Below are 23514 nucleotides of genomic sequence, written 5' to 3'. Positions count from 1 at the left end.
GTCTATATCAATAATATGTTACTCCCATCCTACCATAATGACCGTATGAGGTCCGTCCCTCTACTGATCTTTTAAGCTATGATGCAGGTAAGGTATGGAGGCGAGTGTCGAGATCGCTCCGGCAAGTACGATGGTGAAGCTGGTTCCCATTGCTTCTGCTAGTATCCCTGCCAGAAATGCGGCAATCGGCATGAGGACCCACGTCATAAGACGGCTCGTTGCCTGCACCCTCCCCAATAAGTGATCGGGGGCCAGCGTTTGTCGGATCGTAATGATGCAGGGACTCATCATTGAAGCACAGAAGGTCCCTACTGCATTCATGACCACGAGCCAGAAATACGATTCCAACAATCCGAAAGATAGAATCGAAAGTCCGCCGACCACAGAGGCCGTAAATAATATGCTTCTATAAGAAAACCATTTCCGAAAGAAGTTAGATGTCACCGCACCTATAATGGCACCCACTCCGCCAGCTGATAACAACCAGCCTATCATAACCGTATTCATATTCACGGAATCTTTCAAGTGAAATACTATTAATGTGAGGAACAATGTTGTTCCAAATACGGAAGATACCATGGCAAGGTTTGTGTACAAAATCGGTTTGGTCTTTAGAACGAATTCAAATCCCTCCTTGATCTCCCCCCATACGGAAGCTCTTGATGAATCTCTCTCATTTCTCTTCATCCTGAGACTTGCAATGGCAAGAAATGAGACGAGAAAACTGACGCTGTTCACCAACAGGGCATACCCTGGATTAAAAAAAGAAATGATCAACCCACCTATACCTGGTGCTAAAAATAGAGCTGAATTAAACATCCCGGAATTCAGTGAATTCACGGCTTGAAGGTCCTTTCTTCTTACCAGACCTGGAATTGAAGCAAATTGAGAAGTATTATAGATTTGACTTAGAGATCCAATACCAAACACCAAGGGATATACCATCCACATCTCCAAAGTACCGTTAATAAATAGAATCCCGATGATCCCAACAAGTATGCACCGCCCTAAATCGCAAAATAGCAGCAGACGCTTCCGGTTGAATCGATCGGACAAAACTCCTGCGAAAGGCTGCAACAGAATCGGTAATCTCTCAAGTGCCGCTACAATCCCCATGCTCACAGGTGACCCCGTTATAGATAAAACCATAAGTGGAATGGCAATTAGATAGATTTGATCTCCGAAAAATGAAATCAGATTTCCACCCATAAACCTGAAAACAGGATAATTTTTCTTTAAAGGTGGGAAATCTCCCCATTCACTCAGCTTGACCGCACGCTCTCCCATTCTGGACACCCCTTTATTCCTTCTTTAAATAGTGCTTCAATTCATTGGATAATGATTGAACGGCATTCTCTTTCAGGCGATACTTCCCATCAAGGGTTTCAACGAGCCTGGCAGATCTGAGAATTTTCAAATGGTGGTGGACCGTTGATTTCCCCATGCCCAGTTCATTGGTGATTTCCTGGAGCGTCCGTTCTGACCCCTTCAAGAATTTCACCATTCGCAAGCGGGCTTCATCCCCAAGTGCCTTATGCTTCTGGACGAGAAAATAACTTGGCATATCCTTGTCATCGGGATAGATACTTTCGTTGGCGACAGGATAATAAAACACCTTGACTCCTTCAACATCCCCTTCGACATTCCAAGGACGGTAAATGGACTGGGGAATGAGGAGTACTGTGTGGACAGCCGGCTCGGGTAAATAGGTGATGCCGCCGGTGGCCCATTCCACCAAAGCCTCGGGATTGAGCTTTTCACTCATCTCCACCTTTGACTGTCTATCCCTTGTCAATATTGCAGATAGCGTTTCTTGTTCAGGTAGAATCACTTCTTCATACCATCTGGTCATTACACCCATTAAGTGCTTCTTAAGTTTGTGGACATTCGTCGTGCAAATGAATTCAATATAGCCTGGATAATATGGGTTATCATCCGTCTGGTCCTTTAATCTGTTCCGTGATGGCACATCACCCTTTGATGCAAGCATTCGAAGTTCCTGAAATTTAAGCCCTATGTAGGGAATGCAGAGGTATTTAATTTCTTCATCTTCCAAATCATCTAAAAACGTGATGAACTCTTGTAAGGAACCAAATCCTCTTTGATGCAATAACAGGAGAAGGGATTTCCAAGTATTATTCTTTTCTACATAATCTAAATCCCTGATCAGGGATTTAGATAGAGACTTTTTTAATTTATCCCATGATGCTTTGGGTTTTTCCAGCGTATCAATGAGCCTAGTGTTGGTGATGGCGGCAATTCCTAAAGCACTCTCCCATAGAAGAGATGATTCGATTCTCACCTCGTATGTTTCTCTCTTCCGACTGGTCATATGAAGTACATCCATATTCAAACACCCCTTTTCCAAAAATTTCTTTCTAGATACATTCTATAATTATAGAATGTTAAATTCAATATTAATCGAACAAAAGTTTCAACTTTTTAAAATCATAAAAAAAAGCACATAAATCCCAATTAGGAATTCATGTGCTCCATATATACATATTACGATTTTACTTTATCCTTCTTGATTTGTTTACTTCTCAACTGACCACAGGCTGCGTCGATATCTGTCCCCTGCTCCACACGTACGCCACAGTTGATGCCATGTTCCAGTAAGGTACCATAGAATTCAACGATGGCTTCTTTCGTACTACGTTGATATTGATTGTGTTCGTCGACCGGATTGTAAGGAATCAGGTTGACGTATGAAAGATGACGCTTATTCTTCAGTAGTTTCGCCAACTGGAGAGCTTCTTCCTTATGATCGTTAACATCACTCAACAAGATATATTCAAATGTTATGCGTCGATTTGTTTTTTCTAAATAGTAATCAATCGCTGGCATTAACTTCTCGAGCGGATACGCACGGTTGATCTTCATGATCCTTGTACGCAATTCGTTGTTTGGTGCGTGAAGAGATACGGCCAGGTTGATTTGAATATTCTCATCGGCAAATTTGTAAATTTTATCAGCCAGTCCACTTGTGGAAACGGTAATATGGCGCGCTCCGATGGAAAGGCCCTTCTGATCATTCACGACACGGAAGAAGTCCATCATATTATCGTAGTTATCGAACGGTTCACCAATCCCCATCACCACGATGTGACTGACACGCTCTCCATTTCCTGCTTCATCTAAATGATGTTGAACATTCATGATCTGTTCGACAATCTCGCCGCTTGATAAATCACGGTTCTTCTTCAAGAGTCCACTTGCACAGAATGTACAACCGATGTTACAGCCCACTTGTGTCGTGACACACACACTCAAGCCATAGTTAAAACGCATCAGAACGGTCTCGATCAGATTACCATCTTCAAGTTTAAACAAGAATTTGATCGTACCGTCCTTCGATTCCTGTTTAACCTCTTGTGTAAGCGTGTGAAGATAGAAGTGATCGTCCAGTAGCTGAACACAGTCAGCGTTCAAATTCTTCATATCCGCAAAGTTTGTCACTCTCTTTTTATATAGCCAATCCCACACTTGAGCCGCACGGAATTTCTTTTGTCCATTTTCAACAAGCCAAGTTGTCAGTTGATCTAATGTTAATCCATATATGGATTTCTTTTCCATTTAAAACCCTCATTTCGAAACTCTACAATTTTCTACTTATCTATACTACTTAAAGTATGGGAATGTTTCAAGGGATTTATAAGTGTTGAGAAGAATTGGAATTCCGTAATATAGTATAAAGATAAAAAAACATACGCCGGGAACTTTACCCGGCGTATGGTCTTAATGATTGATCCGTTGGATAAAATCATCCAATTTCTCTTTATCTTTCAGCTTTTCATTACATTCATCACTATCCTGACAAATATAATTCCCCTTCTTAACAAAGGTTCCATGAGCAGACGTTTTGGATTCGGAAAGGTAAAACCCTATGCTTCCAAACGTGTTACATATCGTACAAATCCCTTTCTTGCTGCTGTTTTTGAATGTCCCTTTGAACCCTCTCATCTTCCCTTCGTATTCTGCAACGATATATTTCCTTTCCTGACCGTAATCGTTCCAGCCTAGATAGGAAATATCTTTTAACTCTATTTCATCCAATGCAGGTGTTTTTAACTTTTTTACCTTAGGAAATAATTTTTTCACTGCAGAATCACTCAATGCAGGAAAAGGGATCACGAATGGCTTTAGTCCAATCAGAAAATCCTCTGCTTGTTCTGTATCACGGATAGTAACAATCGACTGGAGTTCCTTTTTCTGCAATGGAGATAGGTCTTCGAATAGATTCATCACCTTATCGTACACGAGTCCCCTCAATGCTTCGAGAACACCAAGATCATTTACGGTTGAATACCCGTTAATCAGCGCCTGTGTTTGATACTTAATGAAATTGTATTGATCATTTCGAATAAATGGATCCATCGTTATCGCTCCTAAATCTAAAACATTTTGCACTCTTTTCAGCCATGCAGATACGCATGTGCTCTCTTATATACTATATACCCTTATATGCTTTCTGGGTATGTAGAGTTTCTTTTAGAACTAATCTATACACTGAAAAAAGCACTGATACAACTCAGTGCTTTTTGTAGACAATTTTCTTGATTGTTTCACTTGAAAGATAATATTCACAGGCCAATTCTTGGATCGGCTTTCCATTTGAGAAAGCGGCTTTGATGTTGGCATTTCGTTCATCAATGATCCTTCTGCTTCCGGAACGGCTCCCCCACTTTCGGTGCTCCGCTTTCGGTTTGGGTATATAAAGGGTTTCCCCCTGTACATATTTTTGGATCTCTTTTACCAATGATTGAGGTAACACGCTTTCCGCTTTTACATATTTCATTTCAGTCAGCTCCTTATCTTCTATCTGAATTCAGTCAATAAGGTGCAAAGCCGACTTACTAGAAATGAACTTTCAGGGCGATCAAATTAGATACCATCCCATGCAAAGTGTCGCCTTCTAATAATAGGCTTTGCATGAGACGCTTGGGACTCTGGCAAGATCGATCTCATTACCATGTCGCCACCTCCTTCAACTATTTTCTACTATTATAAAATAAATCCCCTTTATATCCATACAATTTGTTCTACGAATCAACAAACATGGTATAATTTTCTAAATATTATAAAGGAGATGTTCCCATGTTTTCATTTACAGTAGATAAAGAGATTTCAATCGAGCTATTTCAACAGCACCATAAGGAGGAATTATATGAACTGATTGATTCGAACCGGGATCATCTTCGTCCGTGGCTTCTGTGGGTCGATAAACGCCGATCACCAGAGGATCTAGAGCCGGTCATCCCTATTTGGATCAGGAATTATGCGGATAACAACGGATTTGATGCAGGGATACGTTATCATGGGAGGTTGGTCGGTATGATCGGGTTGCATTATATCGATTGGAAAAATCGGAGCACGAGCATCGGATACCTCCTCACAGAAGAAGCACAAGGAAAAGGAATCATCACACGTGCTGTTTCTTCCTTGTTAAACTATTTATTTAACGAATTGGATCTGAACAGGGTGGAAATCCAATGTGCCCTCAACAATGAGAAAAGCATAGGGATTCCAGTCCGATTAGGTTTTACAAAAGAAGGGATCACACGGGATGGGCAGTGGTTATATGATCATTATGAAGACCTTGTAACCTATAGTATGTTAAAAAAAGATTGGCCGGTTTCATAAAATCAACGGAATAAAACAACCGGTTTTTTTGAAGAAAACCGGTTGTTTTATGTTCTGTCCGCTTTAATCAATCCATATGACTCGTTACCTCTTCCCCGATCATGTTCATGACTTTATCCAAAGCAGCTCATTTAATAGATGCACCCTCACAGTGAAGCAACCCATTCAATATCGGTTTAATTTCATGTCTTAAACCATGTACCTTCCAAGGCGCTTACGTAACGTTGGGCAGACTCCTGCACTCTTTCATGTGCATTTTCCTTAACAATCCGATGGAAGGCATTATATAAACGGGCGAACTTCATTTCATCCACTTTTAACGCGATCTCTTTTACTTTTGAAGCCGGAAGGGGAATAAGGTTGGGATAACTGTACATGAAGCTGACCCACTCCCGGTCTGCCACTACCTGGATAATGTCCCCTGTTAGAAGGATGCCTTTACCATTGAAACCTGATTCCCATTCCAGGACGGAGCCTCCTTTGAAGTGCCCACCAAGTCGATGGATGGTGAGTCCGTTATGTATATGAATAGATTCACCTGACCAATAAACGATGTGATCACTTTTCCTCATCACCCATTCCCGGTCATCCTCGTGAATATAGATGGGTACGTCAAAAACTTCCGCCCACTCTATTTGAGTAGAATAATAATGTGGGTGGGATAATGCAATGGCGTCCAACCCTCCCAATCTAGTGAACTCACTGATTGTTTCTTCATCAAGATATGAAATGCAGTCCCATAATAAGTTGAATCCTTCGTGTTGAACGAGATAAGCAGTCTGTCCGATCGCAAAATCCGGGGATGTTTTCACACTGTATAGACCAGTTTCTTCCAGAATGATCTTATTTCTGAAAGATTCAGCCTTCATGTTTTCCAATGTGGTCCAGGATTGACCAGTGGGGTTGACATATTGCCTCTCTTCCTCACAAATCATACAATGCTCTGGGATTTCAGATGTTTTTTCATACTGAACTCCACATGTTTTACAGATGTATTGTTGCAAAAGTAAACCTCCTTTTTGAAATATTGGAAATTATTACATTATCATTCTATAAAACGGTCTTTGCATTTGCAAAGGCACTCCATCATGTCATTCTGCTTCCGGATATTTTCCCATACACACATGTATCCGTTAATCGTTCTCCATCAACTGACAGGTCTTCATTTCGAAGGATCCCTTCCAATTCATAGCCGAGTCTTTCAGGAACCGCCCTGCTTTTGTCATTCGTCGATTCACATCTTATCTCGACTCTTTTTCCATTCAGCTCATTAAGAGCCATTTCGGTTAGCTTCCCGACCGCTTCAGCCATATATCCATTTCCACTCATCCGGGTGTCGATCCAATATCCGATTTCGAATTTCGGGACACTCCAATCGATATTGTGAAAACCTGTAGAACCGACGAATTCATTGGTATCTTTCAAAAAGATCAAATACCTTAGGCTTTCCCTGGTAATGAACTTGGCGTGCGCTTCACGGGTGTTCGTCTCCGTTTCTTCAACAGATGGGTTACTTCGGGCGAAGCCGAGCCACGGCTGTAAGTCTGATAAAGAAGCCTTGATCGCTGCATTGACTGCACGGCCGTCACCCGGTTGAGGCATCCTTAGTTCCAGTCTTTCTGTTTCGATCAATGTAGGAACATCAAATAATACGGTATTCATTTCTAAACACTCCCCTGAATTAAATAAAAAAACCTCCTCCTAAAAGAACTGAATCTTACGGACGAGAGTCACCACCTCAGTTATCTTCATCGTACGATTCCAACCTTAATGGATTTAACAACACAGTTCCTATATAGGTCTGATTTTAACAACCCTCTGATCGAATCGTTTAATTTGGAAATATTATAAATTATTGAAATTATATGGTAAAATCGACCTCTTTGTCAATATACCTGGTATACTATTATTCACCTATACTAAATAGGCATAATACTCTATACTAAAGGAAAAAGATTCAACTGGAGGATGAAAATGACTCACCATACAATCACCACTTCCATAGGGGATCAATTGTTTGAAAGAAAATGGGAAATCGCCAACTCGATCTTCTCTAAACTTGCAACATCGTACCCCGACCTCTATATCGAAGAAAGAAGAAATGACAGTCTGCCATATTTTGTTCAGCTCATTGAACTCATTGGCAATGGATTACTGAAAGGGGAAAGCTTTGAGAGTCATTCAAGGAATTGGGGAAAAGAGGTTGGAAGACTTGCTTGCGGTCAAGGAATCCCTCTCAATATGTCAATAAGTAAAGTCTCTTTGTATAAAAAAGCGATATTGGAAGATGTAATCCTTCAAAATGATGAAACTCTGACAAAAGAGATCCTTCTGGAGATTACACATGATATCGACGAATCGTTCACAACAATGATTTCCGCTTTTTGTGAAGCGTATAGTGAATTTGCAGATGAGCAGTTGAAGATCTCTGAGGAAAAATATCTTTCCTTATCTACGCCGGTCGTCCCCATCTTCTCAGACTTGGCTGTACTGCCATTAATAGGTCAAGTCGATGAAGTTCGTGGAGAAATGATGGCAGAGCATGTTCTTCTCGAGTGCAAAAAGCTTTCCATACAACAATTGATCATTGACCTTTCCGGTGTGTATGAAGTGAATCCGTTATTTCAACAAGGGGTCATGAAACTGATTGACAGCCTTAAATTACTTGGAATTGAACCAATTTTATCAGGGATGCGCCCCGAAATGAGTATCGAATTTGTGCAAATGGGAATTAATATTTCAACAATTAAAGTCTATCAAACACTTAATAAAGCAGTAGAAGCACATTAATTGCTCCTGTATAGATAAAAAAGGACATCACAAGCTGAGGTCCTTTTTTATTTGTATATCAGATACTTATCCTGCGTTCAGATTAGACGATCAGTCTGTTTTCCTTGATCTAATAATAAGAAATGACGGCCTTCGTTCTTCATTTTTCAAACTTGGCATGAGATCGATCCCTTCCTTAGTGGGCAGGGGCTCCAGCATCTTTTCCAACATGAAACCATGATCGGTTAGCCCATTAACCAAGGTCGGTATTGTCCTGTGATATTTGATCACTCCGTCTACATACCAATGTTGTTCCCGTTTCCCTTCTTCCCGGTAATGATCAAGTGCCCAGTGCAGCCGGTCCCCTTCTGCATTTTGCCACCAATTTTTCATGTCCTTTCTGGCGGTTACGACCGGGTGCTCAGTTGAGTAGATCAACACCCCGCCAGGCTTTAAAAAGGAATGGAGCTTTTGGATCAAAGATTCATAGTCTTCTATATAATGGATCGCGAGTGAACTTACAATCAAATCGAAAAGTTCTGATGGAAGGGATAGATCTTCAATCGGACTGCAAACGTATGTAATATTCTCGTCTCTATTTTCTACTAATGCCCTGGAGATCATCTTTTCAGAAATATCCACCCCTACGACAGCTGATGCACCCATTTCAATACAGTATTTCGACATCCCGCCGGTTCCGCATCCAAGATCCATTACCCTTTTCCCTTTCAGATCTGGAAGCGTATCTTTCATTGCAGGCTGTTCTAGGAAATCATTATAGGTCATTTTGGAATCGCGCAAATTCATATATCCTTCAAAAAATGTGGGGTTATCATAAATGTTTTGCTTCATCATTCTCCTTCTTTCTCTTATTATTCATGAGCTTTCAAATAGGTCGACCAGGCTCAAAAACCCGTTTCATCAGATTCCTATCAAAAATATGGACGGGCTTAGTACCCAGTACTTCCATTTTGCCACTCTTGATTTTCAGACCGGTCTCTTCACTCAGGGCTATGACAGGCTTACGGTATGCCTGAATAAATTGATGGATCAACGGGTCATTTTCTTCCTCGTAATGACACCATATCGAAAAGTCATTTAGAAAAGACAATCCACCTCTCGTCTTGAGCTGGACATCATTATCATCCATATGGATGCACGTTGCTATATGACTGCCCATGACAATCGCACCTGCACTGCCGCCGTAAATCATGCCGCCTTCTTCTTTGAAAGCGGACAAGTGAACGTGGAAATCCGATTGAAGAATGTGATGCATTAAACTGAACGTGTTCCCACCCCCTATATACACTGCAGAGTATCTCTTTAGGTCTGCCATGGTCTTCCCCTTAAAATCCACCCACATTGTAATGTCTTGAAACCCCAAAGGTGCAAACACACTCTTAATCCACTCATAACACGCCTCATACGAAATATCATCCGGATCCATAGCCATCGGCAGATATAATAACGACTTCCCCCCGGTCAACTCACCTGCAAACTCCCTATCAATCAACAACGTCTGATCCCTATCCCCACCGCCAGAAAGATACAAAGCACCCAATATAACCACCTCTTTCTATTGGAGGGACGGACCTCCAATTTCACCAACCTGATTTCCTTGATGATAGCAATAATCAGGGTCCGTTCAATCCTCTATCATAAAGTTCGAGGTCCGTCCCTCTTAATCCTTGAACAGGTATTCAAAAATCATCGGCACCCTTTCTCTCCATGCTATTTCGTTGTGCTCCGCACCATCAATTATTTCAAAGCGGCAGTCCTGAACTTTTTCTTTAAGTATACGATAAACATCCCTGCTTGAATCGATGTAGGTCAAATCATCAATGGTTTCTGTATTTTCTTTTGTGCCTATATCAATGTAAAAACGTTTCACCTGTGATAGATCACTCTCTTTGATCAATTCCTCGATTTCCAATTGATTGAACCAATAAGCAGATGAAATAGATGCTACTTTTTTAAAAATATGAGGATACTTACACGCGGCATAGGTCGATATCAGTCCACCCATTGAACTTCCAGCCATACTTGTTTCTTCAGGATTCGTCCGGTATGTACGATCGATGAGGGGCTTTAATTCATTTACGATAAATTCGATATACTCCTTGCCCTCTCCCCCTATCGATGTGCGATCTGCTGAAAACACATCAGTCATTTCCGTACTTTCCCACGGCCCATATTCGTCCAACCTTTTTAATCCATCATTGCAGTCAATCCCTACTACAATAAGATCCACCTTTTCCTTATCTAGATACTCTCCGATTCTCCATGCCATTCCATATCCAGCATCTTCGTCCCGGTAAAGATTTTGCCCATCATGCATGTAAAGTACTTTGTACCTTTTGGTTTCCATTTCATGATAATCATCTGGTAAATAAACACGTACTGTTCTCTTACGATTTAAAGGTGTTATGTTTACTTCAAAATGCTCATACATACGTTTAACTCCTCTAATGTTTTTATGTAAAGTGTACCATGAATAGTAGAATATGGGTCTATATATTTCGGAATGTAAAAAAAGAGAAAGGGAATGAAGTAGTCAGATAATTCATGTCCAATCCATTAAAAAGGTGCATCTTCTCTAAAGAAGTGCACCCGATAAACATTCCTTATTCACTTTCACTTCGATTATATGAGCTTTCAGGGAGCGTATCCCAGAAAGACGTATCCACCTCTTCAATGGAGCCATCAGCAATCGCCTTTGCCGTCGCCTCTAAACTAATGACCGCCTGCTTTATAAGATATCCATTGCTCTTCTGCCCGAGGACATAATCCTCTCTATAGTGATCAGCCATCCCCCTCATCTCAAAAAGGAGGGTCGCAATCCCGTATTCAGCCGCAAGTCCATTTCGGCTAATCGTTTGAGCGGAACCGCCAATGTATTTAGAGAGGGTCCCGAATCCGCGGCTTTCAACCGTGTTATATAAGACTGCACCAAGCTGCTTTGATTTTTCTACGACTTCGGGATCTACTTCTTCATTAGTCGGGTATAAAATGGAACCGGAGACAAGCTCGTCTGTATCTCCGAGAGTGGTTTCTGCACCTTGATGATGAAGGTCAATCATGTAATCGGGCATATATTCTTGGAGGACGTTTTCATGAAGAGCCCTCGTTTCAGGCTGATTTCGATCGACATGATCACGATTCAAATCCACCCCATTCGCATTGTATCGTGTGTGAGTGCCCGCCACATAATCATCCAACGAAAAATCCACGTCTCCTTCTGCCCCATCTACATTTAAGCGGGGAACAACCAGTATGTTCACGTTTTCTAACAATTCCTTCACTTCTTTTGAGTTCGATGTCAGCTGTTTGATAAACTGAAGAGCTCCTTCAGTCGTCAATGTTTCATTTCCGTGCTGCTGAGTTAAATAAAGGACTGTTGGATTATCCTCATTGTTCCCGAATTTTGCCAGATAAAGATCTCTGCCTTTGACAGACTGTCCGAACACTTCCAGTGATAGAGCATCTGATTTCTGATCCAAATGTTGCAGCATGTTCGCCATTTCCTCGTAACTATGAAGACGCTCGTTTTTAATCGTCTCGTTTCCTTTATAATCTGGGCCATCCGCAAGAACCGATACTCCCGGGGCAGTGTAGGATATTCCTGACGCCACCAACACACTTGAAAGAGCACCAATCATTAGTTTCTTCTTCATTATGTATTCCTCCTCATATATTTCGTCTCCCTCATACTAATTAGAGGTTAAAAGATCGAAACCCTTTTCCAATTATTAAAATGAAACAATGGGACCGAGTTCCGGAATGTCGTATAGATAATCAGTCCTATCATTTTCAAAAAATGTTTACTTTTGTCAAACTATTGAAGCGAGACGAATGGTTCAGTATCTCTTTGCCTGTATTCCACAAAAAAAGAGAAGCCCACTATCATCAGCTTCTCTAAACTCCTATTCTCCCTTTTTACTGCGCAAACACCTTACCTGTTGAATCGACATAAATCGTCTTGACGATCGTTCGATTAAACTTATTTTTGTGCTTTTCCCCATCTAAATCAATGGTTATATTATAAACCCCTTCTCCGAGCTTCGGCAGTTTTAACGAGCCATTTTTGCCTTTCACATTATGCTCTTTCAACTTTCCATTTTTATAGTATTCCAGTGTCATATCGTGAATCAGATCAACCTTTTTGTCCTTTTTATTCAAAATGATTTCATCCTGGACTATATTCACTTCTACGCTATCATTCAATACACTGTCAAAGGAAACGACCATAAGGTATTTTTCAGGTGATGAAGGGTGTGATTCCAAGATCCACTCACCAGATGAGGGTTTTTGAATCGTAATGGTGTGATGATAAGCCCCATTGAAATATTCACTGTCGTCTTTTTTCACTTGGAAAGAAGAAGACATTTCCCCTGAGGGATCTTTCAAAGCCAATTGAGAGGAAGAGCTATCACTGATCCAGTCAAAGGTGACCGACTCTGCACCAGCTTCAACCATGACTTTTTCTACTTTCTTTCCACTGGTTTCCCCTCCTTTGATAAACGAACCTGCCTCAGTGTTGAAGGACTCCTTACTTAGAGTCTTTGAACCCGTTGAATTTATGGTGGTTTCATTTAAGTAATCCTTAAATAGATTGAATGTAGACGACCCCTCCTTGATATTGAAATGATTCCAGTCCCCTACCCTCAATTCTGTGGCATAAGACAGTCTTGAACTATTGACCGTAACCGCCCCGTCATTGCTTCCATAAGGTCTCAGATATAATCCCCCCCAATACAAGGAACTTCCAAAGCTCCCCCACTTTGTCCCTCCGAACGTATAGATCGGATTTTTATTGACATTAACATGCTGATCGGTTTCGGAGCGGAAATAAGCCATATACCCTGTTTGCAATGAGTAGGTGGCATCATTCTTATTGCCAAGGATACCAGCAAGCCAACCCGCCCAACTGCTATAAGCTAAGTCCGCCAATTGGGAGCCGTGATGAGGTGTAGAAAGGGTGATCACTCTTGACACATAAGGAAAGGCACCATAGTGAACGAGAGCCGATTGAGTATCGATTCCTCCTTTACTGTGGGCGACAACCACCACCTTCTCTCCGTAGTAATTATAAATTTCTCGTATTTTTTGCGCCAGGAGCGCGCCGTTGTCCCACATATTCTTTGTAGGATACAAATCGATAAAAGCGGTTTCATATCCATTTTGGTAGGCCGTGTCGTACATATTGTTTTCGTTCCACCATGTATTGGAAGAGCTGTTTAAACCATGAACAAAAAGGATCGGTTGCTTAGATGGAGCCACATACGAAGGGGTCGTACCTACATACCACTGCCCCGGAACTCCAGAAGGATCATCATTTCCGAAAGATCCCGCCTGACTCCAGGATGGCAGGAGTAAAAACAGTGCCAAAATCGACATACTAATCTTTTTGATCATATCCTCTCTCCTTTACCGCTGAACTAAACCTGTAAAGTATATCGACACGAATCAGAAGATATGCCCGGTTTAAGTAATATGTGAAGAAAGATCTAAAAGGTGGTGGAAGATTAGTAAGAATGACTCAGATGGATAATTTTACTATTTGATAGGCAACCATTCCACTCATATTAAGCTTGTTTAAATGTGTTTGTTCATTCTATTATTATCGAAAAACCTATGCTATAGTATGAGCAATTGATTTCGATTATCGATATCGGTTATCGATATTAAACGGAGGTGATTACAGTGGAAGATAAAGTATTACGGAAACTATTCCTCGGTTTCATTCAAATACACATTCTTCATCATGCCAAAGAGGAGCCCATTTATGGGACATGGATGCTGGAGGAACTGAGAGAGCATGGTTATAGCATCAGCTCGGGTACTTTGTATCCAATCCTGCATTCGATGGAAACCGACGGCCTGTTAATAAAAGAAGATAAAAACGTGGACGGGAAAATCAGGAAATATTATTCCACAACTGACAAAGGAAGTGCAGTTCTGATTGAGGCCCGTAACAAAGCGTTCGAGCTTTTTAAAGAAATCAAAGATTGATAAGAAGGTGAATAATCATGAAATCAGCATTGAATCTTAAAACACTATTGGAAATTCTTATTATTTCAACCAGACTTGGCTTCACCTCATTTGGAGGACCGGTTGCCCATCTTGGTTATTTCCATGAAGAATATGTTCGCAAAAGGAAATGGATGGACGAAAAAAGCTATGCCGATCTCGTTGCCCTTTGTCAGTTCCTGCCTGGACCGGCAAGCAGTCAGGTTGGGATGGGTATAGGCATTATGCGCGCCGGGGTGCTTGGAGGTATGGTTTCTTTTCTTGGATTCACTCTTCCTTCGGTCGTTGCATTAGTACTCTTTGCCCTCTTCCTTCAGGGGGTGGGTGTAACTGATGCCGGATGGATACACGGATTGAAAATCGTTGCAGTTGCAGTAGTCGGTCATGCGATCTTAGGAATGGCACAAAAGTTGACGCCGGACTTAAAAAGAAAAGCCATTGCCCTATTCGCTCTGGTTGTCATCTTGATGTGGCAGACCGCCATCTCCCAGGTGGCAGTCATCCTTTTGTCTGCCCTGATCGGCTTCCTATTTTATAAACATCATGCTTCAGATCAGGAAATAAGAGTGAAGATCCCGATTTCCCGCAGATTAGCGGTGATTTGCTTATCGATATTCTTTGGATTATTAATTCTCCTTCCGATTTTCCGGGAAGCAACCACATTGGAATGGGTGGCACTCTTTGATAGTTTCTATAGATCCGGGGCTCTGGTCTTTGGTGGAGGGCATGTTGTATTACCGTTGTTGGAACGTGAATTTGTCCCGACAGGGTGGCTGACTGAAGAACAGTTCCTAGCAGGGTATGGAGCAGCCCAGGCAGTTCCGGGTCCCCTTTTCACCTTTGCCGCTTATATTGGGGCTGTTATTAACGGATGGAAAGGTGGGATGCTTGCGACGGTTGCCATTTTCCTTCCTGCATTCCTGTTGATTACAGGGGCCTTGCCGTTCTGGGATTCCCTTCGCCAGAACCCAAAGATAAAAGGCGGATTGATGGGGGTGAATGCAGCAGTAGTCGGGATTCTGATAGCGGCATTCTATCACCCCATCTGGACATCCTCGATCCTTGCTCCTGTCGATTTTGCTTTAGCGTCTATTCTCTTCAGTATGTTGGTGTTCTGGAAGCTGCCGCCTTGGATGGTGGTAATGGCAGGGGCACTAGGTGGGCTTGTAATAAAAATTATGTAGTAAAATACAGAAATGAGCCAGGCAGATCGCCTGGCTCATTTCAATTTATTCCTATCTTCTGTTTTTCGAATGTAAGGGGAAACTCATCTTCTTATAAACCGGTACGCCAGATAAGCAATATATAAAGGCGTTGCAATGTAAATTAAATAAGGAAATTCTTCATATGTCCCCTTGAAGATGACATACAATAATGCCCCTATAAAGATTGTCACAATCGTCCCATACTTAGGTAATGGAACTTCTTTCAGACTCGGTATCCTGATCCTGCTCACCATCAGAAAGCACATCGCTGTAAAAATGACCGTTGTTACGATATTCGGAATCCAGTTACCGAACAATGTTAGAATGGCTAGGATTCCACCCGCAGCCGTTATAGGGACTCCCACAAAATAGTGAAGAGATGATTTCGGCGGACTTGTGTTGAATCGTGCAAGACGGTACGCACCGAATAAAGGGAATAAACCAGCCACTATGAACCCTAATAGTCCGAATTGAAAAAAGTATGTATAATACACAAGGAATGATGGTGCAACTCCGAAGGTCACGATGTCCGCCAATGAATCCAATTCCTTACCAAGAACACTGTCTGCATTTAGCATCCTCGCAAGCCTACCGTCCATACTGTCGAGCATCATGCCTATAATGATTAAAACTGCTGCATTTTTAAATTGACCATTTGCTGCAAATCCAATGGATAAGAATCCGCAATATAAATTCCCCAAGGTCACCATGTTGGGGATTTTTTTCGTTAGTTTCATTTTTAGTCCTCGCTCTGCCAAATATTCTATTAGTATTAGAATACCATTTTATTCATCTTCATAAAGCTGTGTCATAAAAAAACTTCAATAATTCCTATAAAAAACCTCATTTTCAATTTACAAACTTCAAAATTAGACATACTATAAACAAGGATGATAATAACACAATTATATGAATCGCATTCTAATATTATATGGTGATGATCAAATGATTAGAAAAAAACTAAGAGAATTAAAGTGCCTGACTTTAAAACTATTGAGGCTTAAAGATAATGCGCATAGCATCGCTTTGGGATTCACGGTTGGCTTATTGATTAATTTCGTGCCTTCCTTCGGTATCGGTCCTGTCATTTCTACAGCCAGTGCAAAGATATTCAAAGGAAACCCGTTCGCCGGTTTAGTTGGCGGGGTCTCTTTAATCTGGGCTTTCCCTTTCTTCTTTTACTTGAACCTTGTGGTAGGACATCTCTTCTTTCCGCTTGATTCCTCCGGTGATGCAGTAGGGGTCGGATTGCAAATAGGAAAAGCATTCTTTACAGGTATGATGATCAACATCCCCTTATGCGGGATCCTGACCTATGCCATCATGAATTCTGCCGTTAAAAAATACCGGGGGACATTGCTGACATTTGTTCAAAGAAAGTGGAACGTATAACCTTCTCTCTTTTTGCAGATTTCCGGGTCAATTCCACTCTATTACTTTCAATTTTTTGAAACTCTTTCACGGATTCATTCGTATATATTTTTATAATGAATTCTTACTTATGATTACCACATTTTATTCTATTTCATCTCGCACTTTGTTATAATTTAACTATTACAAGTCGAGCATAAAATGAGAAAGAGGAGGATTGAAATGACTGGAACAATAGCTGTAATCATGATTTTTTCCATCCCCATTCTTGGTATCATTACGGACCATTTCCAAAAACAATCCAAGCTGAAACAAAAAATGATAGAAGATGAACTCGAACTTGAAAAACTCAAACATGAAAATTTTGTCATAGAAACCCAAAAAATGAGGCTTGAATTAGAAAAAATGAACCTCGAAGATCCCAAGGAGAAGACGCATACGATTTGAAGATATGCAGTGAAAGAGCCGGTCACATAGTGGCTGGCTCTTTTCCATGATTATGTTAAATACTCCTCAGCAAGGGATGGGTTGAGATACCTTGCCATTCCCGTCTTCAAACTTTTCATGCCGTGCTTTCTATAAAAAGCTTCATTGCCCGTAGTCGAGATCAATAATACACAAGACACATCCGCCAGTTGTTCTAATAAGTCCTTCATAATAAGGGATGCAATCCCCTTGCGTTGATATTCACGGTGGACGACCACATCATAGATCGTTGCATTGAAGACACCATCCGTCAAGGCTCTTCCCACTCCCACAATACGCCCTTCTAAAATGGCCAAAGATACGATATCACTTCTGAGAAATATTTTGTATATCACCTCGTTTGTATGCTTTTTCCAGCCTACCGAACGGTAAACATCTTTCATTTCATCCAGCCTATCCGGTTCGAATCGGTTCAGGATTCTAACTTCCACCGTCAACCCCCCTTTATTTTCTGTTATTACTCGACTGTCTTTTTAAAACACGAGTAGGAATTCCATCACTGCCCCATTTCCGCTTTCAACTTTTGAATGACATCACTCACTTGAAGTACTCCCACGTTACCCTCCTTCCTTTTTCTGAGTGACACCGATTGTTGCTGGATTTCTTTATCCCCTACCACCATCATATAAGGAACTTTCTGCATCTCGGCTTCCCTGATTTTCAGCCCCATTTTCTGAACGCGATCGTCCAGTTCCACTCTGAATCCTTCTCTTTCAAGCTTTGACTTCACTTCTTGGGCATACGGGACATGAGCTTCAGCTATAGGAAGGATCTTCACTTGATGGGGAGCCAACCAGAGGGGGAAATCTCCTCCGAAATGCTCAATGATAATGGCCATGAACCGTTCGATCGATCCATAAATGGCCCGATGGATCATGATCGGTCTCTCTACCCCGTTATCTTCACCGATATATTCACAATGGAATTTTTCAGGCATTTGAAAATCAAGTTGAACTGTTCCGCACTGCCAGCTTCTACCCAGACAATCCAGAATGTGAAAGTCGATCTTCGGTCCGTAGAAGGCCCCATCACCATGATTGATGTGATAATCGACGCCCCTTTCTTCTAATACTCCTTCCAGGTCCCCTTCCGCTTGATTCCATAGGTCAACTGACCCCATAAAATCTTCCGGTCGAGTTGATAGTTCGACTTTGTATTCGAAACCGAATTTTCCATAAAAACGATCAATGAGATCGAGTACTTTATGGAGCTCTGCACGAATCTGATCTTCCCTTACAAACAGATGGGCATCATCTTGAGTGAAAGAACGGACTCTCAGTAATCCGCTTAACGATCCTGAAAGCTCATGACGATGAACCAACCCAAGCTCTCCGTAACGAATAGGTAATTCCCGATAGCTTCGCCGCTTACTTTTATAAATCAGGACAGCTCCAGGACAGCTCATTGGCTTAATGGCATATTTCTGATCATCCACCTCTGAGAAATACATGTTTTCATGATAATGATCCCAGTGTCCCGACTTCTCCCATAATTCCTGTTTCATCATGATGGGTGTCCTGATTTCCTGATAGCCAGCCTTCAGGTGCTCCTTTTTCCAAAATTCCTCCAGCTCATTCCGCAAGAGCATCCCCTTTGGTAAATAAAACGGCATCCCTGGTGCTTCTTCCATGGAGATGAATAATTCCAGCTCTTGACCCAATTTCCTGTGATTTCTTTTTTCCACCTCTGATTGAATAGACATGTCTTTTCCTCCTTGAAATTTTGTATATAAAAAAACCGCACCCATCCCTAACCAAGGGACGAATGCGGTCGTGGTACCACCCTAATTCCGAAGACCAAAAAATTCAATTGGTCCTTCGCTCAAGTAAGATAACGGTTTCCCGATTATGGATACTGTCATTTCCCCATAATAGCTCCGAGGTGGTAAGTCATTTTACTTTCTTCAGGGCTTGCAGCCTATAGACCCTGTTCTCTGGTAAGAAAGTGTAAATGATTCGTGTCCTCTTCATAGCGCACAGCTTAATTCAATAAAAAAAACCGCACTCATCCCTAACCAAGGGACGAGTGCGGTCGTGGTTCCACCCTAATTTCGAAGTGTAAATAAAACGCTTCGCTTAAGTAAGATAACGGTTTTCCCGATCATGGATACTGACTTTCCCCATGATAGCTCCGAGGTGGTAAGACATTCAATCCTCTTCAGGGCTCTCAGCCGGTGACCCTGTTCTCTGATCAAGAAAATAGTGAATGAATCATGTCCTCTTCTTTGCTTTCGTATAGTATATTCTCATTCTGATAAAAGTGTTATTGAAATTATATGGGAGTATTTTCTACCTGTCAAGGTTTCATTATACAAAAATCAGTAAAATAATGGCCACAAGAACCAGACGGTAAATGGCAAATGGGATTAACTTGACTTTATTGATCACTTTTAAGAAAAAGCGGATTGATAAATAAGCAAACAGGAACGCGCTGATGAATCCAACAAGTAAGAAAGGCATGAATTCAGTATTAACATACATCCAGTTTTTCATCAGGGAAAGAGCGCTTGCACCCAGCATGATCGGTACAGCCATGATAAAAGTAAAATCAGAGGCTGCACGGTAGCTTAATCCAAGCAATACACCACCTGATATGGTAGAACCAGACCTTGAAAAGCCCGGCCATAATGACAGACATTGTATCAGACCGATCAACAACGCCTTCTTGTGGGTGATCTCATCAACGGTCTCCACCGCCTGTACCTTTGGCCGGAACACATCGGCAGCGATCATAAGGAAAGCGCCTATGGCTAACCCTGCAAGGACCGTATTGAGTGAAAAAAGATGTTCATCGATGTAGTCTTCGAATAGTAAGCCAAGGATGACTGCCGGGAGCAATCCGACCAATATATGTGATAGTTTTAATTTTGATGATCTTTTTTCTTTACGGGAATTCAGTCCCAGTAAATCCTTGAATCTGTCCCGAAACACGATGACTACCGCAAGAATGGATCCAAGTTGAATGACTACTTTAAACGTATTGGCAGGATGCTTCCCCAACACTTCTTTGGATTTGATCCAGAGATCGTCCACTACGATCATATGGCCTGTAGAGGACACTGGAGCAAACTCCGTCAAACCTTCCACCATACCGAGAATAAAGGCTTTAATCAGTATTACAAGTTCCATGCATATGTTCTCCTCTACTGAAGATGATATTTTTTACTGACTTGATGGAAGGTTACTCATTGAATGTTCTGAATCTATTTAAAACGAGTACTTTCTTCCTCGCAATCTAGATAATAGTACTACAAGGACATGTAGACGACAATAAGATATTTACATAACTAGGTACAGAAAAAATATAAAAAAGCACAGAACCGGGAGTATTTCCTGTTCTGTGCAACTTACATGGAGCTTTCATATCACTTTAGGTCAATGAATGTCTTTTTTCTTAAACCTCCCACCCCTTACCTCTGCGATATCCGCTATCGCCAGAAACGCGGCGGGATCATGCTCAGCCACGATGTCCTTCAACTTTGCCTCCTCAAGTCGAGTGATGACACAGAAAATGACCTTTTTGTCATCTCCTGAAAAGGCACCTTCCCCTTTTAAATAAGTTACACCCCTGCCTAACCGATGAAGGAGTGCGTCTCCAATCTCTTCGTAATTCTCACTGATGATCCAGACGGATTTAGATTCATCCAGTCCTTTTATCGTAATATCTATAAGCTTAAATGCAACATAATAAGCGAGTAGAGAATACATGGCCCTATCCCAGCTGAAGACAAATCCTGCACTCGCTAAAATGAATAGATTCACAAACATGATGATTTCCCCAACAGAAAAGGGAAGCCTTTTACTTGATAGAATGGCGAGGATTTCAGTTCCGTCCAGGGAACCCCCGTATCGGATGACCATCCCGACCCCTATGCCGAGAACGATGCCCCCAAATAAGGATGCCAACAGAATATCTTGTGTAAATGCTGCAACCGGATGCAGGAAGGTTGTAGAAATCGAAAGAATGATAATGCCATAAAGCGTAGAAAATGCGAAGGTTTTACCGATTTGTTTGTAACCGATGAAGAAAAAGGGGATGTTCAGAATAAAGATAAAAAGTCCCAGCTTAATGCCCGTTATGTGGGAAAGCATAATGGAAACGCCGACAATCCCTCCATCGATGACCTGGTTGGGAACAAGGAAAATCTCAAGACCGACAGCCATGATCACAGCTCCTATAGTAATCAGGAACGCTCTCTTCACCACTTCTTTTAAAGGGATTTTCTTATGCATGACCTTCACCTGCTGCCGTTGATGCAAGACCTGTCCTTCCATCATCTTCACTCCTCCTCATGGGGATACTCTAACAGAACGGCCGAACTACCCTATGCACTTGGCAACACCCACCTATGTATCATACCCATTCATCCACTGCCCGAAAAATAAGCCTCTATAACCTATATATTCGATTCTCCCTGCTAAAATACCTGCTTATAAAGAGGGACGGACCTCGGAACAAGTCACATTTAGGACCTCAAAATTGCTTGCAACATGCTTCAACACTACATTTCATCATCATGATTGCTTAAAAATTCAAGGGATTTAAAGGTCCGTCCCTGAAATTTGACTAATATGGAGAAATAAAGTATTTTTAATATTTGTATGTTCGTGTGTTATCAGACAGGGAGCCTTTGGTGTTCCTTTAGTCAATTAGTTTTGGGGGCTTTTCTTTGATTACATTAATCAAAACTTTATTGGTCAATATTACGATATTATTTTCTTTTACCTATAATGCAAATGTTCTATTCCCATTTAAAGAAAAACAGGATTCTATTTTCAAACATAAAATCACATATGGGTTAGTTGGATCATTTGGAGCACTTTTGTGCATGTTGTATCCCATTGAAACGCTTGGGGCCACCCACTTTGATTTACGAATGATTGCAATCCTGATTTCAACCATCTATGCAGGTTTAATATCAGGTTCCATCGTTCTCGGGTGTGTCATCATTGTCCGTTATTTAATCGGAGGTCCGTACGTTGGAGTGGGTATCGCCGTTTCAGTATTGGCTCTCCTGATGGGAATGATCTTTCGAAAGATGTTGTTGAAGACACAGTACAAATTTTTAGGAAGCACTCTTATCTTTCTGATCCACTCCATTTTCTACATCACTATTATTAACGTCTATATTCCAATTCTGCATTTGCCGTTTTATATTATTTATTTTTCTGTTTTTTATTTTACTTTTCTCTCATTAGTGTTCATTATCGAACACTTGATTCGAACGAATAAACAGATTGAAGAAATGGTATATCTTGATAAACTGAATATGGTTGGACAGATGGCGGCTTCGATCGCTCATGAAATCCGTAATCCCCTTGCAACAGTGAGAGGTTTCATACAGCATCTAAGCGAGGATTCACAGGATAAAAGGTTAAAAAGATACTCTCCCCTCATCCTTAATGAATTGGACCGAACGAACAAAATTATCACCGACTACCTGAGCGTAGCAAAACCAAGCGGATTTCAACTGTCAAAGCTTAACATTGAAGAGGTCATCGGGGATTGTGTGGATCTGTTAAGACCTTTTGCAGCCTACTCCAACACTTCCATCGTATTTCACAGAAACGGCTCCCATCATATTAAAGGTGATGAAGACCATTTGAAGCAAGCCATCATGAACGTTATTAAAAATGGTATCGAATCCATTGAGAATCAAGGTGAAATTTCAATCACACTAAAAGAAGACCCCTTCTCCCGCTCTATTTATATCAGAATCTCGGATAACGGAAAGGGGATGACCCCGGATGAGTTAAAGAAAATCGGCTTACCCTTTTATACAACGAAAACCAAAGGAACAGGATTGGGTAGTATGGTGACAAATAAACTTATCCGTGAAATGGGCGGAATGATTGAATATGAAAGCGAAGTGAAAAAGGGGACTGTGGTAAGAATCAAACTGCCCCTTCTTCCTTAAATATGAAACTTTGAAAAGAGCTTGGGCCCCAAGCTCTTTTCTTATGGTGTTTTTCACCCTTCTCCCGCAAACTGTGATAAACTGATTTTATCA

General features: G+C 41.3%; 24 protein-coding genes. 7 read left to right on the top strand and 17 right to left on the bottom strand.

Features of this window, described 5'->3' with window-relative positions:
- Positions 1 to 60: 60 nt before the first annotated feature.
- The 5 genes from M1J35_RS13350 to M1J35_RS13330 all read right to left on the bottom strand — a co-directional run bounded on the left by M1J35_RS13350 (position 61) and on the right by M1J35_RS13330 (position 4798).
- A complete protein-coding gene (locus tag M1J35_RS13350; protein ID WP_254651433.1) occupies positions 61 to 1287 on the bottom strand; it encodes an MFS transporter in 1227 nt (408 codons plus the stop codon).
- Between the two features lie 13 nt (positions 1288 to 1300).
- Positions 1301 to 2347, bottom strand: a complete 1047-nt coding sequence (locus tag M1J35_RS13345) for an ArsR/SmtB family transcription factor (RefSeq protein ID WP_254651432.1) — start codon at positions 2345 to 2347, stop codon at positions 1301 to 1303.
- A gap of 158 nt (positions 2348 to 2505) precedes the next feature.
- The gene (gene rlmN, locus M1J35_RS13340) at positions 2506 to 3576 is read right to left on the bottom strand and encodes a dual-specificity RNA methyltransferase RlmN (RefSeq protein WP_034759748.1); all 1071 of its coding nucleotides are present in this window, start codon (positions 3574 to 3576) and stop codon (positions 2506 to 2508) included.
- Positions 3577 to 3738: 162 nt separating this feature from the next.
- Positions 3739 to 4377 (bottom strand): FusB/FusC family EF-G-binding protein, encoded by a 639-nt coding sequence (locus M1J35_RS13335; RefSeq protein ID WP_254651431.1) that lies wholly within the window; start codon positions 4375 to 4377, stop codon positions 3739 to 3741.
- Between the two features lie 154 nt (positions 4378 to 4531).
- Positions 4532 to 4798 (bottom strand): CD3324 family protein, encoded by a 267-nt coding sequence (locus M1J35_RS13330; RefSeq protein ID WP_224520120.1) that lies wholly within the window; start codon positions 4796 to 4798, stop codon positions 4532 to 4534.
- A gap of 299 nt (positions 4799 to 5097) precedes the next feature.
- Here M1J35_RS13330 and M1J35_RS13325 point away from each other — a divergent pair, with 299 nt between their 5' ends.
- Positions 5098 to 5643, top strand: a complete 546-nt coding sequence (locus tag M1J35_RS13325; RefSeq protein WP_254651430.1) for a GNAT family N-acetyltransferase — start codon at positions 5098 to 5100, stop codon at positions 5641 to 5643.
- 182 nt (positions 5644 to 5825) lie between these two features.
- Here M1J35_RS13325 and M1J35_RS13320 read toward each other — a convergent pair whose 3' ends face one another.
- Together M1J35_RS13320 and M1J35_RS13315 are read right to left on the bottom strand one after the other, a co-directional pair.
- Positions 5826 to 6647 carry an MBL fold metallo-hydrolase gene (locus M1J35_RS13320; RefSeq protein ID WP_061810262.1) on the bottom strand — a complete coding sequence of 274 codons (822 nt, stop codon included), beginning with the start codon at positions 6645 to 6647 and terminating at the stop codon, positions 5826 to 5828.
- 82 nt (positions 6648 to 6729) lie between these two features.
- The gene (locus tag M1J35_RS13315; protein WP_254651429.1) at positions 6730 to 7305 is read right to left on the bottom strand and encodes a GNAT family N-acetyltransferase; all 576 of its coding nucleotides are present in this window, start codon (positions 7303 to 7305) and stop codon (positions 6730 to 6732) included.
- 312 nt (positions 7306 to 7617) lie between these two features.
- On the opposite strand from M1J35_RS13315, the gene M1J35_RS13310 reads away from it, so the two are divergent.
- Positions 7618 to 8433 carry an STAS domain-containing protein gene (locus tag M1J35_RS13310; protein ID WP_224520123.1) on the top strand — a complete coding sequence of 272 codons (816 nt, stop codon included), beginning with the start codon at positions 7618 to 7620 and terminating at the stop codon, positions 8431 to 8433.
- Between the two features lie 90 nt (positions 8434 to 8523).
- Here the strand turns inward: M1J35_RS13310 and M1J35_RS13305 are convergent, their stop codons facing one another.
- The 5 genes from M1J35_RS13305 to M1J35_RS13285 form a co-directional block, all read right to left on the bottom strand.
- The gene (locus tag M1J35_RS13305) at positions 8524 to 9264 is read right to left on the bottom strand and encodes a class I SAM-dependent methyltransferase (protein WP_224521096.1); all 741 of its coding nucleotides are present in this window, start codon (positions 9262 to 9264) and stop codon (positions 8524 to 8526) included.
- Between the two features lie 34 nt (positions 9265 to 9298).
- Entirely contained in the window at positions 9299 to 9973 is a 675-nt protein-coding gene (locus M1J35_RS13300; protein WP_224520124.1) for a Type 1 glutamine amidotransferase-like domain-containing protein, read from the bottom strand.
- A gap of 120 nt (positions 9974 to 10093) precedes the next feature.
- Complete coding sequence (locus tag M1J35_RS13295; RefSeq protein WP_224520125.1) at positions 10094 to 10864, bottom strand: alpha/beta hydrolase; 771 nt, start codon at positions 10862 to 10864, stop codon at positions 10094 to 10096.
- A gap of 172 nt (positions 10865 to 11036) precedes the next feature.
- A complete protein-coding gene (locus M1J35_RS13290; protein WP_254651428.1) occupies positions 11037 to 12086 on the bottom strand; it encodes a M14 family metallopeptidase in 1050 nt (349 codons plus the stop codon).
- Positions 12087 to 12348: 262 nt separating this feature from the next.
- Positions 12349 to 13827, bottom strand: coding sequence for a lipase family alpha/beta hydrolase (locus M1J35_RS13285; RefSeq protein WP_224520127.1), 1479 nt, complete (start codon positions 13825 to 13827; stop codon positions 12349 to 12351).
- A gap of 288 nt (positions 13828 to 14115) precedes the next feature.
- On the opposite strand from M1J35_RS13285, the gene M1J35_RS13280 reads away from it, so the two are divergent.
- Entirely contained in the window at positions 14116 to 14424 is a 309-nt protein-coding gene (locus tag M1J35_RS13280) for a PadR family transcriptional regulator (RefSeq protein WP_224520128.1), read from the top strand.
- A 17-nt stretch (positions 14425 to 14441) separates the two neighbouring features.
- The gene (locus M1J35_RS13275) at positions 14442 to 15626 is read left to right on the top strand and encodes a chromate transporter (RefSeq protein ID WP_224520129.1); all 1185 of its coding nucleotides are present in this window, start codon (positions 14442 to 14444) and stop codon (positions 15624 to 15626) included.
- 83 nt (positions 15627 to 15709) lie between these two features.
- Here M1J35_RS13275 and pssA read toward each other — a convergent pair whose 3' ends face one another.
- Positions 15710 to 16384, bottom strand: coding sequence for a CDP-diacylglycerol--serine O-phosphatidyltransferase (gene pssA / locus M1J35_RS13270; protein ID WP_034759788.1), 675 nt, complete (start codon positions 16382 to 16384; stop codon positions 15710 to 15712).
- A 208-nt stretch (positions 16385 to 16592) separates the two neighbouring features.
- Here pssA and M1J35_RS13265 point away from each other — a divergent pair, with 208 nt between their 5' ends.
- Together M1J35_RS13265 and M1J35_RS13260 are read left to right on the top strand one after the other, a co-directional pair.
- Complete coding sequence (locus tag M1J35_RS13265; protein ID WP_224520130.1) at positions 16593 to 17039, top strand: DUF2062 domain-containing protein; 447 nt, start codon at positions 16593 to 16595, stop codon at positions 17037 to 17039.
- Positions 17040 to 17240: 201 nt separating this feature from the next.
- Entirely contained in the window at positions 17241 to 17465 is a 225-nt protein-coding gene (locus M1J35_RS13260) for a hypothetical protein (protein ID WP_034759793.1), read from the top strand.
- A gap of 50 nt (positions 17466 to 17515) precedes the next feature.
- Here the strand turns inward: M1J35_RS13260 and M1J35_RS13255 are convergent, their stop codons facing one another.
- The 4 genes from M1J35_RS13255 to M1J35_RS13240 form a co-directional block, all read right to left on the bottom strand.
- Complete coding sequence (locus tag M1J35_RS13255; protein WP_371928666.1) at positions 17516 to 17935, bottom strand: GNAT family N-acetyltransferase; 420 nt, start codon at positions 17933 to 17935, stop codon at positions 17516 to 17518.
- A gap of 65 nt (positions 17936 to 18000) precedes the next feature.
- Positions 18001 to 19206, bottom strand: coding sequence for a threonine--tRNA ligase (gene thrS, locus M1J35_RS13250; RefSeq protein WP_224520131.1), 1206 nt, complete (start codon positions 19204 to 19206; stop codon positions 18001 to 18003).
- A 604-nt stretch (positions 19207 to 19810) separates the two neighbouring features.
- On the bottom strand, positions 19811 to 20632 hold the full coding sequence (locus tag M1J35_RS13245; protein ID WP_254651427.1) for an undecaprenyl-diphosphate phosphatase: 822 nt from the start codon (positions 20630 to 20632) through the stop codon (positions 19811 to 19813).
- Positions 20633 to 20878: 246 nt separating this feature from the next.
- Positions 20879 to 21736, bottom strand: coding sequence for a YitT family protein (locus tag M1J35_RS13240; protein ID WP_371928759.1), 858 nt, complete (start codon positions 21734 to 21736; stop codon positions 20879 to 20881).
- A 437-nt stretch (positions 21737 to 22173) separates the two neighbouring features.
- Here M1J35_RS13240 and M1J35_RS13235 point away from each other — a divergent pair, with 437 nt between their 5' ends.
- Positions 22174 to 23421: an ATP-binding protein gene (locus M1J35_RS13235; protein WP_254651426.1), complete on the top strand. Its 1248-nt coding sequence runs from the start codon at positions 22174 to 22176 to the stop codon at positions 23419 to 23421.
- Positions 23422 to 23514: the final 93 nt, after the last annotated feature.

The sequence above is a fragment of the Rossellomorea sp. KS-H15a genome (assembly GCF_024195245.1).
Classification (GTDB): domain Bacteria; phylum Bacillota; class Bacilli; order Bacillales; family Bacillaceae_B; genus Rossellomorea; species Rossellomorea vietnamensis.
This window is presented reverse-complemented; position numbering and strand designations above follow the sequence as displayed.

What these genes read in the sequence shown, in the direction of transcription:
- M1J35_RS13350 (WP_254651433.1), bottom strand. Translation starts at nt 1,287, where the DNA reads ATGGGAGAGCGTGCGGTCAAGCTGAGTGAATGGGGAGATTTCCCACCT.
- M1J35_RS13345 (WP_254651432.1), bottom strand. Translation starts at nt 2,347, where the DNA reads ATGGATGTACTTCATATGACCAGTCGGAAGAGAGAAACATACGAGGTG.
- rlmN (WP_034759748.1), bottom strand. Translation starts at nt 3,576, where the DNA reads ATGGAAAAGAAATCCATATATGGATTAACATTAGATCAACTGACAACT.
- M1J35_RS13335 (WP_254651431.1), bottom strand. Translation starts at nt 4,377, where the DNA reads ATGGATCCATTTATTCGAAATGATCAATACAATTTCATTAAGTATCAA.
- M1J35_RS13330 (WP_224520120.1), bottom strand. Translation starts at nt 4,798, where the DNA reads ATGAAATATGTAAAAGCGGAAAGCGTGTTACCTCAATCATTGGTAAAA.
- M1J35_RS13325 (WP_254651430.1), top strand. Translation starts at nt 5,098, where the DNA reads ATGTTTTCATTTACAGTAGATAAAGAGATTTCAATCGAGCTATTTCAA.
- M1J35_RS13315 (WP_254651429.1), bottom strand. Translation starts at nt 7,305, where the DNA reads ATGAATACCGTATTATTTGATGTTCCTACATTGATCGAAACAGAAAGA.
- M1J35_RS13310 (WP_224520123.1), top strand. Translation starts at nt 7,618, where the DNA reads ATGACTCACCATACAATCACCACTTCCATAGGGGATCAATTGTTTGAA.
- M1J35_RS13305 (WP_224521096.1), bottom strand. Translation starts at nt 9,264, where the DNA reads ATGAAGCAAAACATTTATGATAACCCCACATTTTTTGAAGGATATATG.
- M1J35_RS13295 (WP_224520125.1), bottom strand. Translation starts at nt 10,864, where the DNA reads ATGTATGAGCATTTTGAAGTAAACATAACACCTTTAAATCGTAAGAGA.
- M1J35_RS13290 (WP_254651428.1), bottom strand. Translation starts at nt 12,086, where the DNA reads ATGAAGAAGAAACTAATGATTGGTGCTCTTTCAAGTGTGTTGGTGGCG.
- M1J35_RS13285 (WP_224520127.1), bottom strand. Translation starts at nt 13,827, where the DNA reads ATGATCAAAAAGATTAGTATGTCGATTTTGGCACTGTTTTTACTCCTG.
- M1J35_RS13275 (WP_224520129.1), top strand. Translation starts at nt 14,442, where the DNA reads ATGAAATCAGCATTGAATCTTAAAACACTATTGGAAATTCTTATTATT.
- pssA (WP_034759788.1), bottom strand. Translation starts at nt 16,384, where the DNA reads ATGAAACTAACGAAAAAAATCCCCAACATGGTGACCTTGGGGAATTTA.
- M1J35_RS13265 (WP_224520130.1), top strand. Translation starts at nt 16,593, where the DNA reads ATGATTAGAAAAAAACTAAGAGAATTAAAGTGCCTGACTTTAAAACTA.
- M1J35_RS13260 (WP_034759793.1), top strand. Translation starts at nt 17,241, where the DNA reads ATGACTGGAACAATAGCTGTAATCATGATTTTTTCCATCCCCATTCTT.
- thrS (WP_224520131.1), bottom strand. Translation starts at nt 19,206, where the DNA reads ATGTCTATTCAATCAGAGGTGGAAAAAAGAAATCACAGGAAATTGGGT.
- M1J35_RS13245 (WP_254651427.1), bottom strand. Translation starts at nt 20,632, where the DNA reads ATGGAACTTGTAATACTGATTAAAGCCTTTATTCTCGGTATGGTGGAA.
- M1J35_RS13240 (WP_371928759.1), bottom strand. Translation starts at nt 21,736, where the DNA reads ATGCATAAGAAAATCCCTTTAAAAGAAGTGGTGAAGAGAGCGTTCCTG.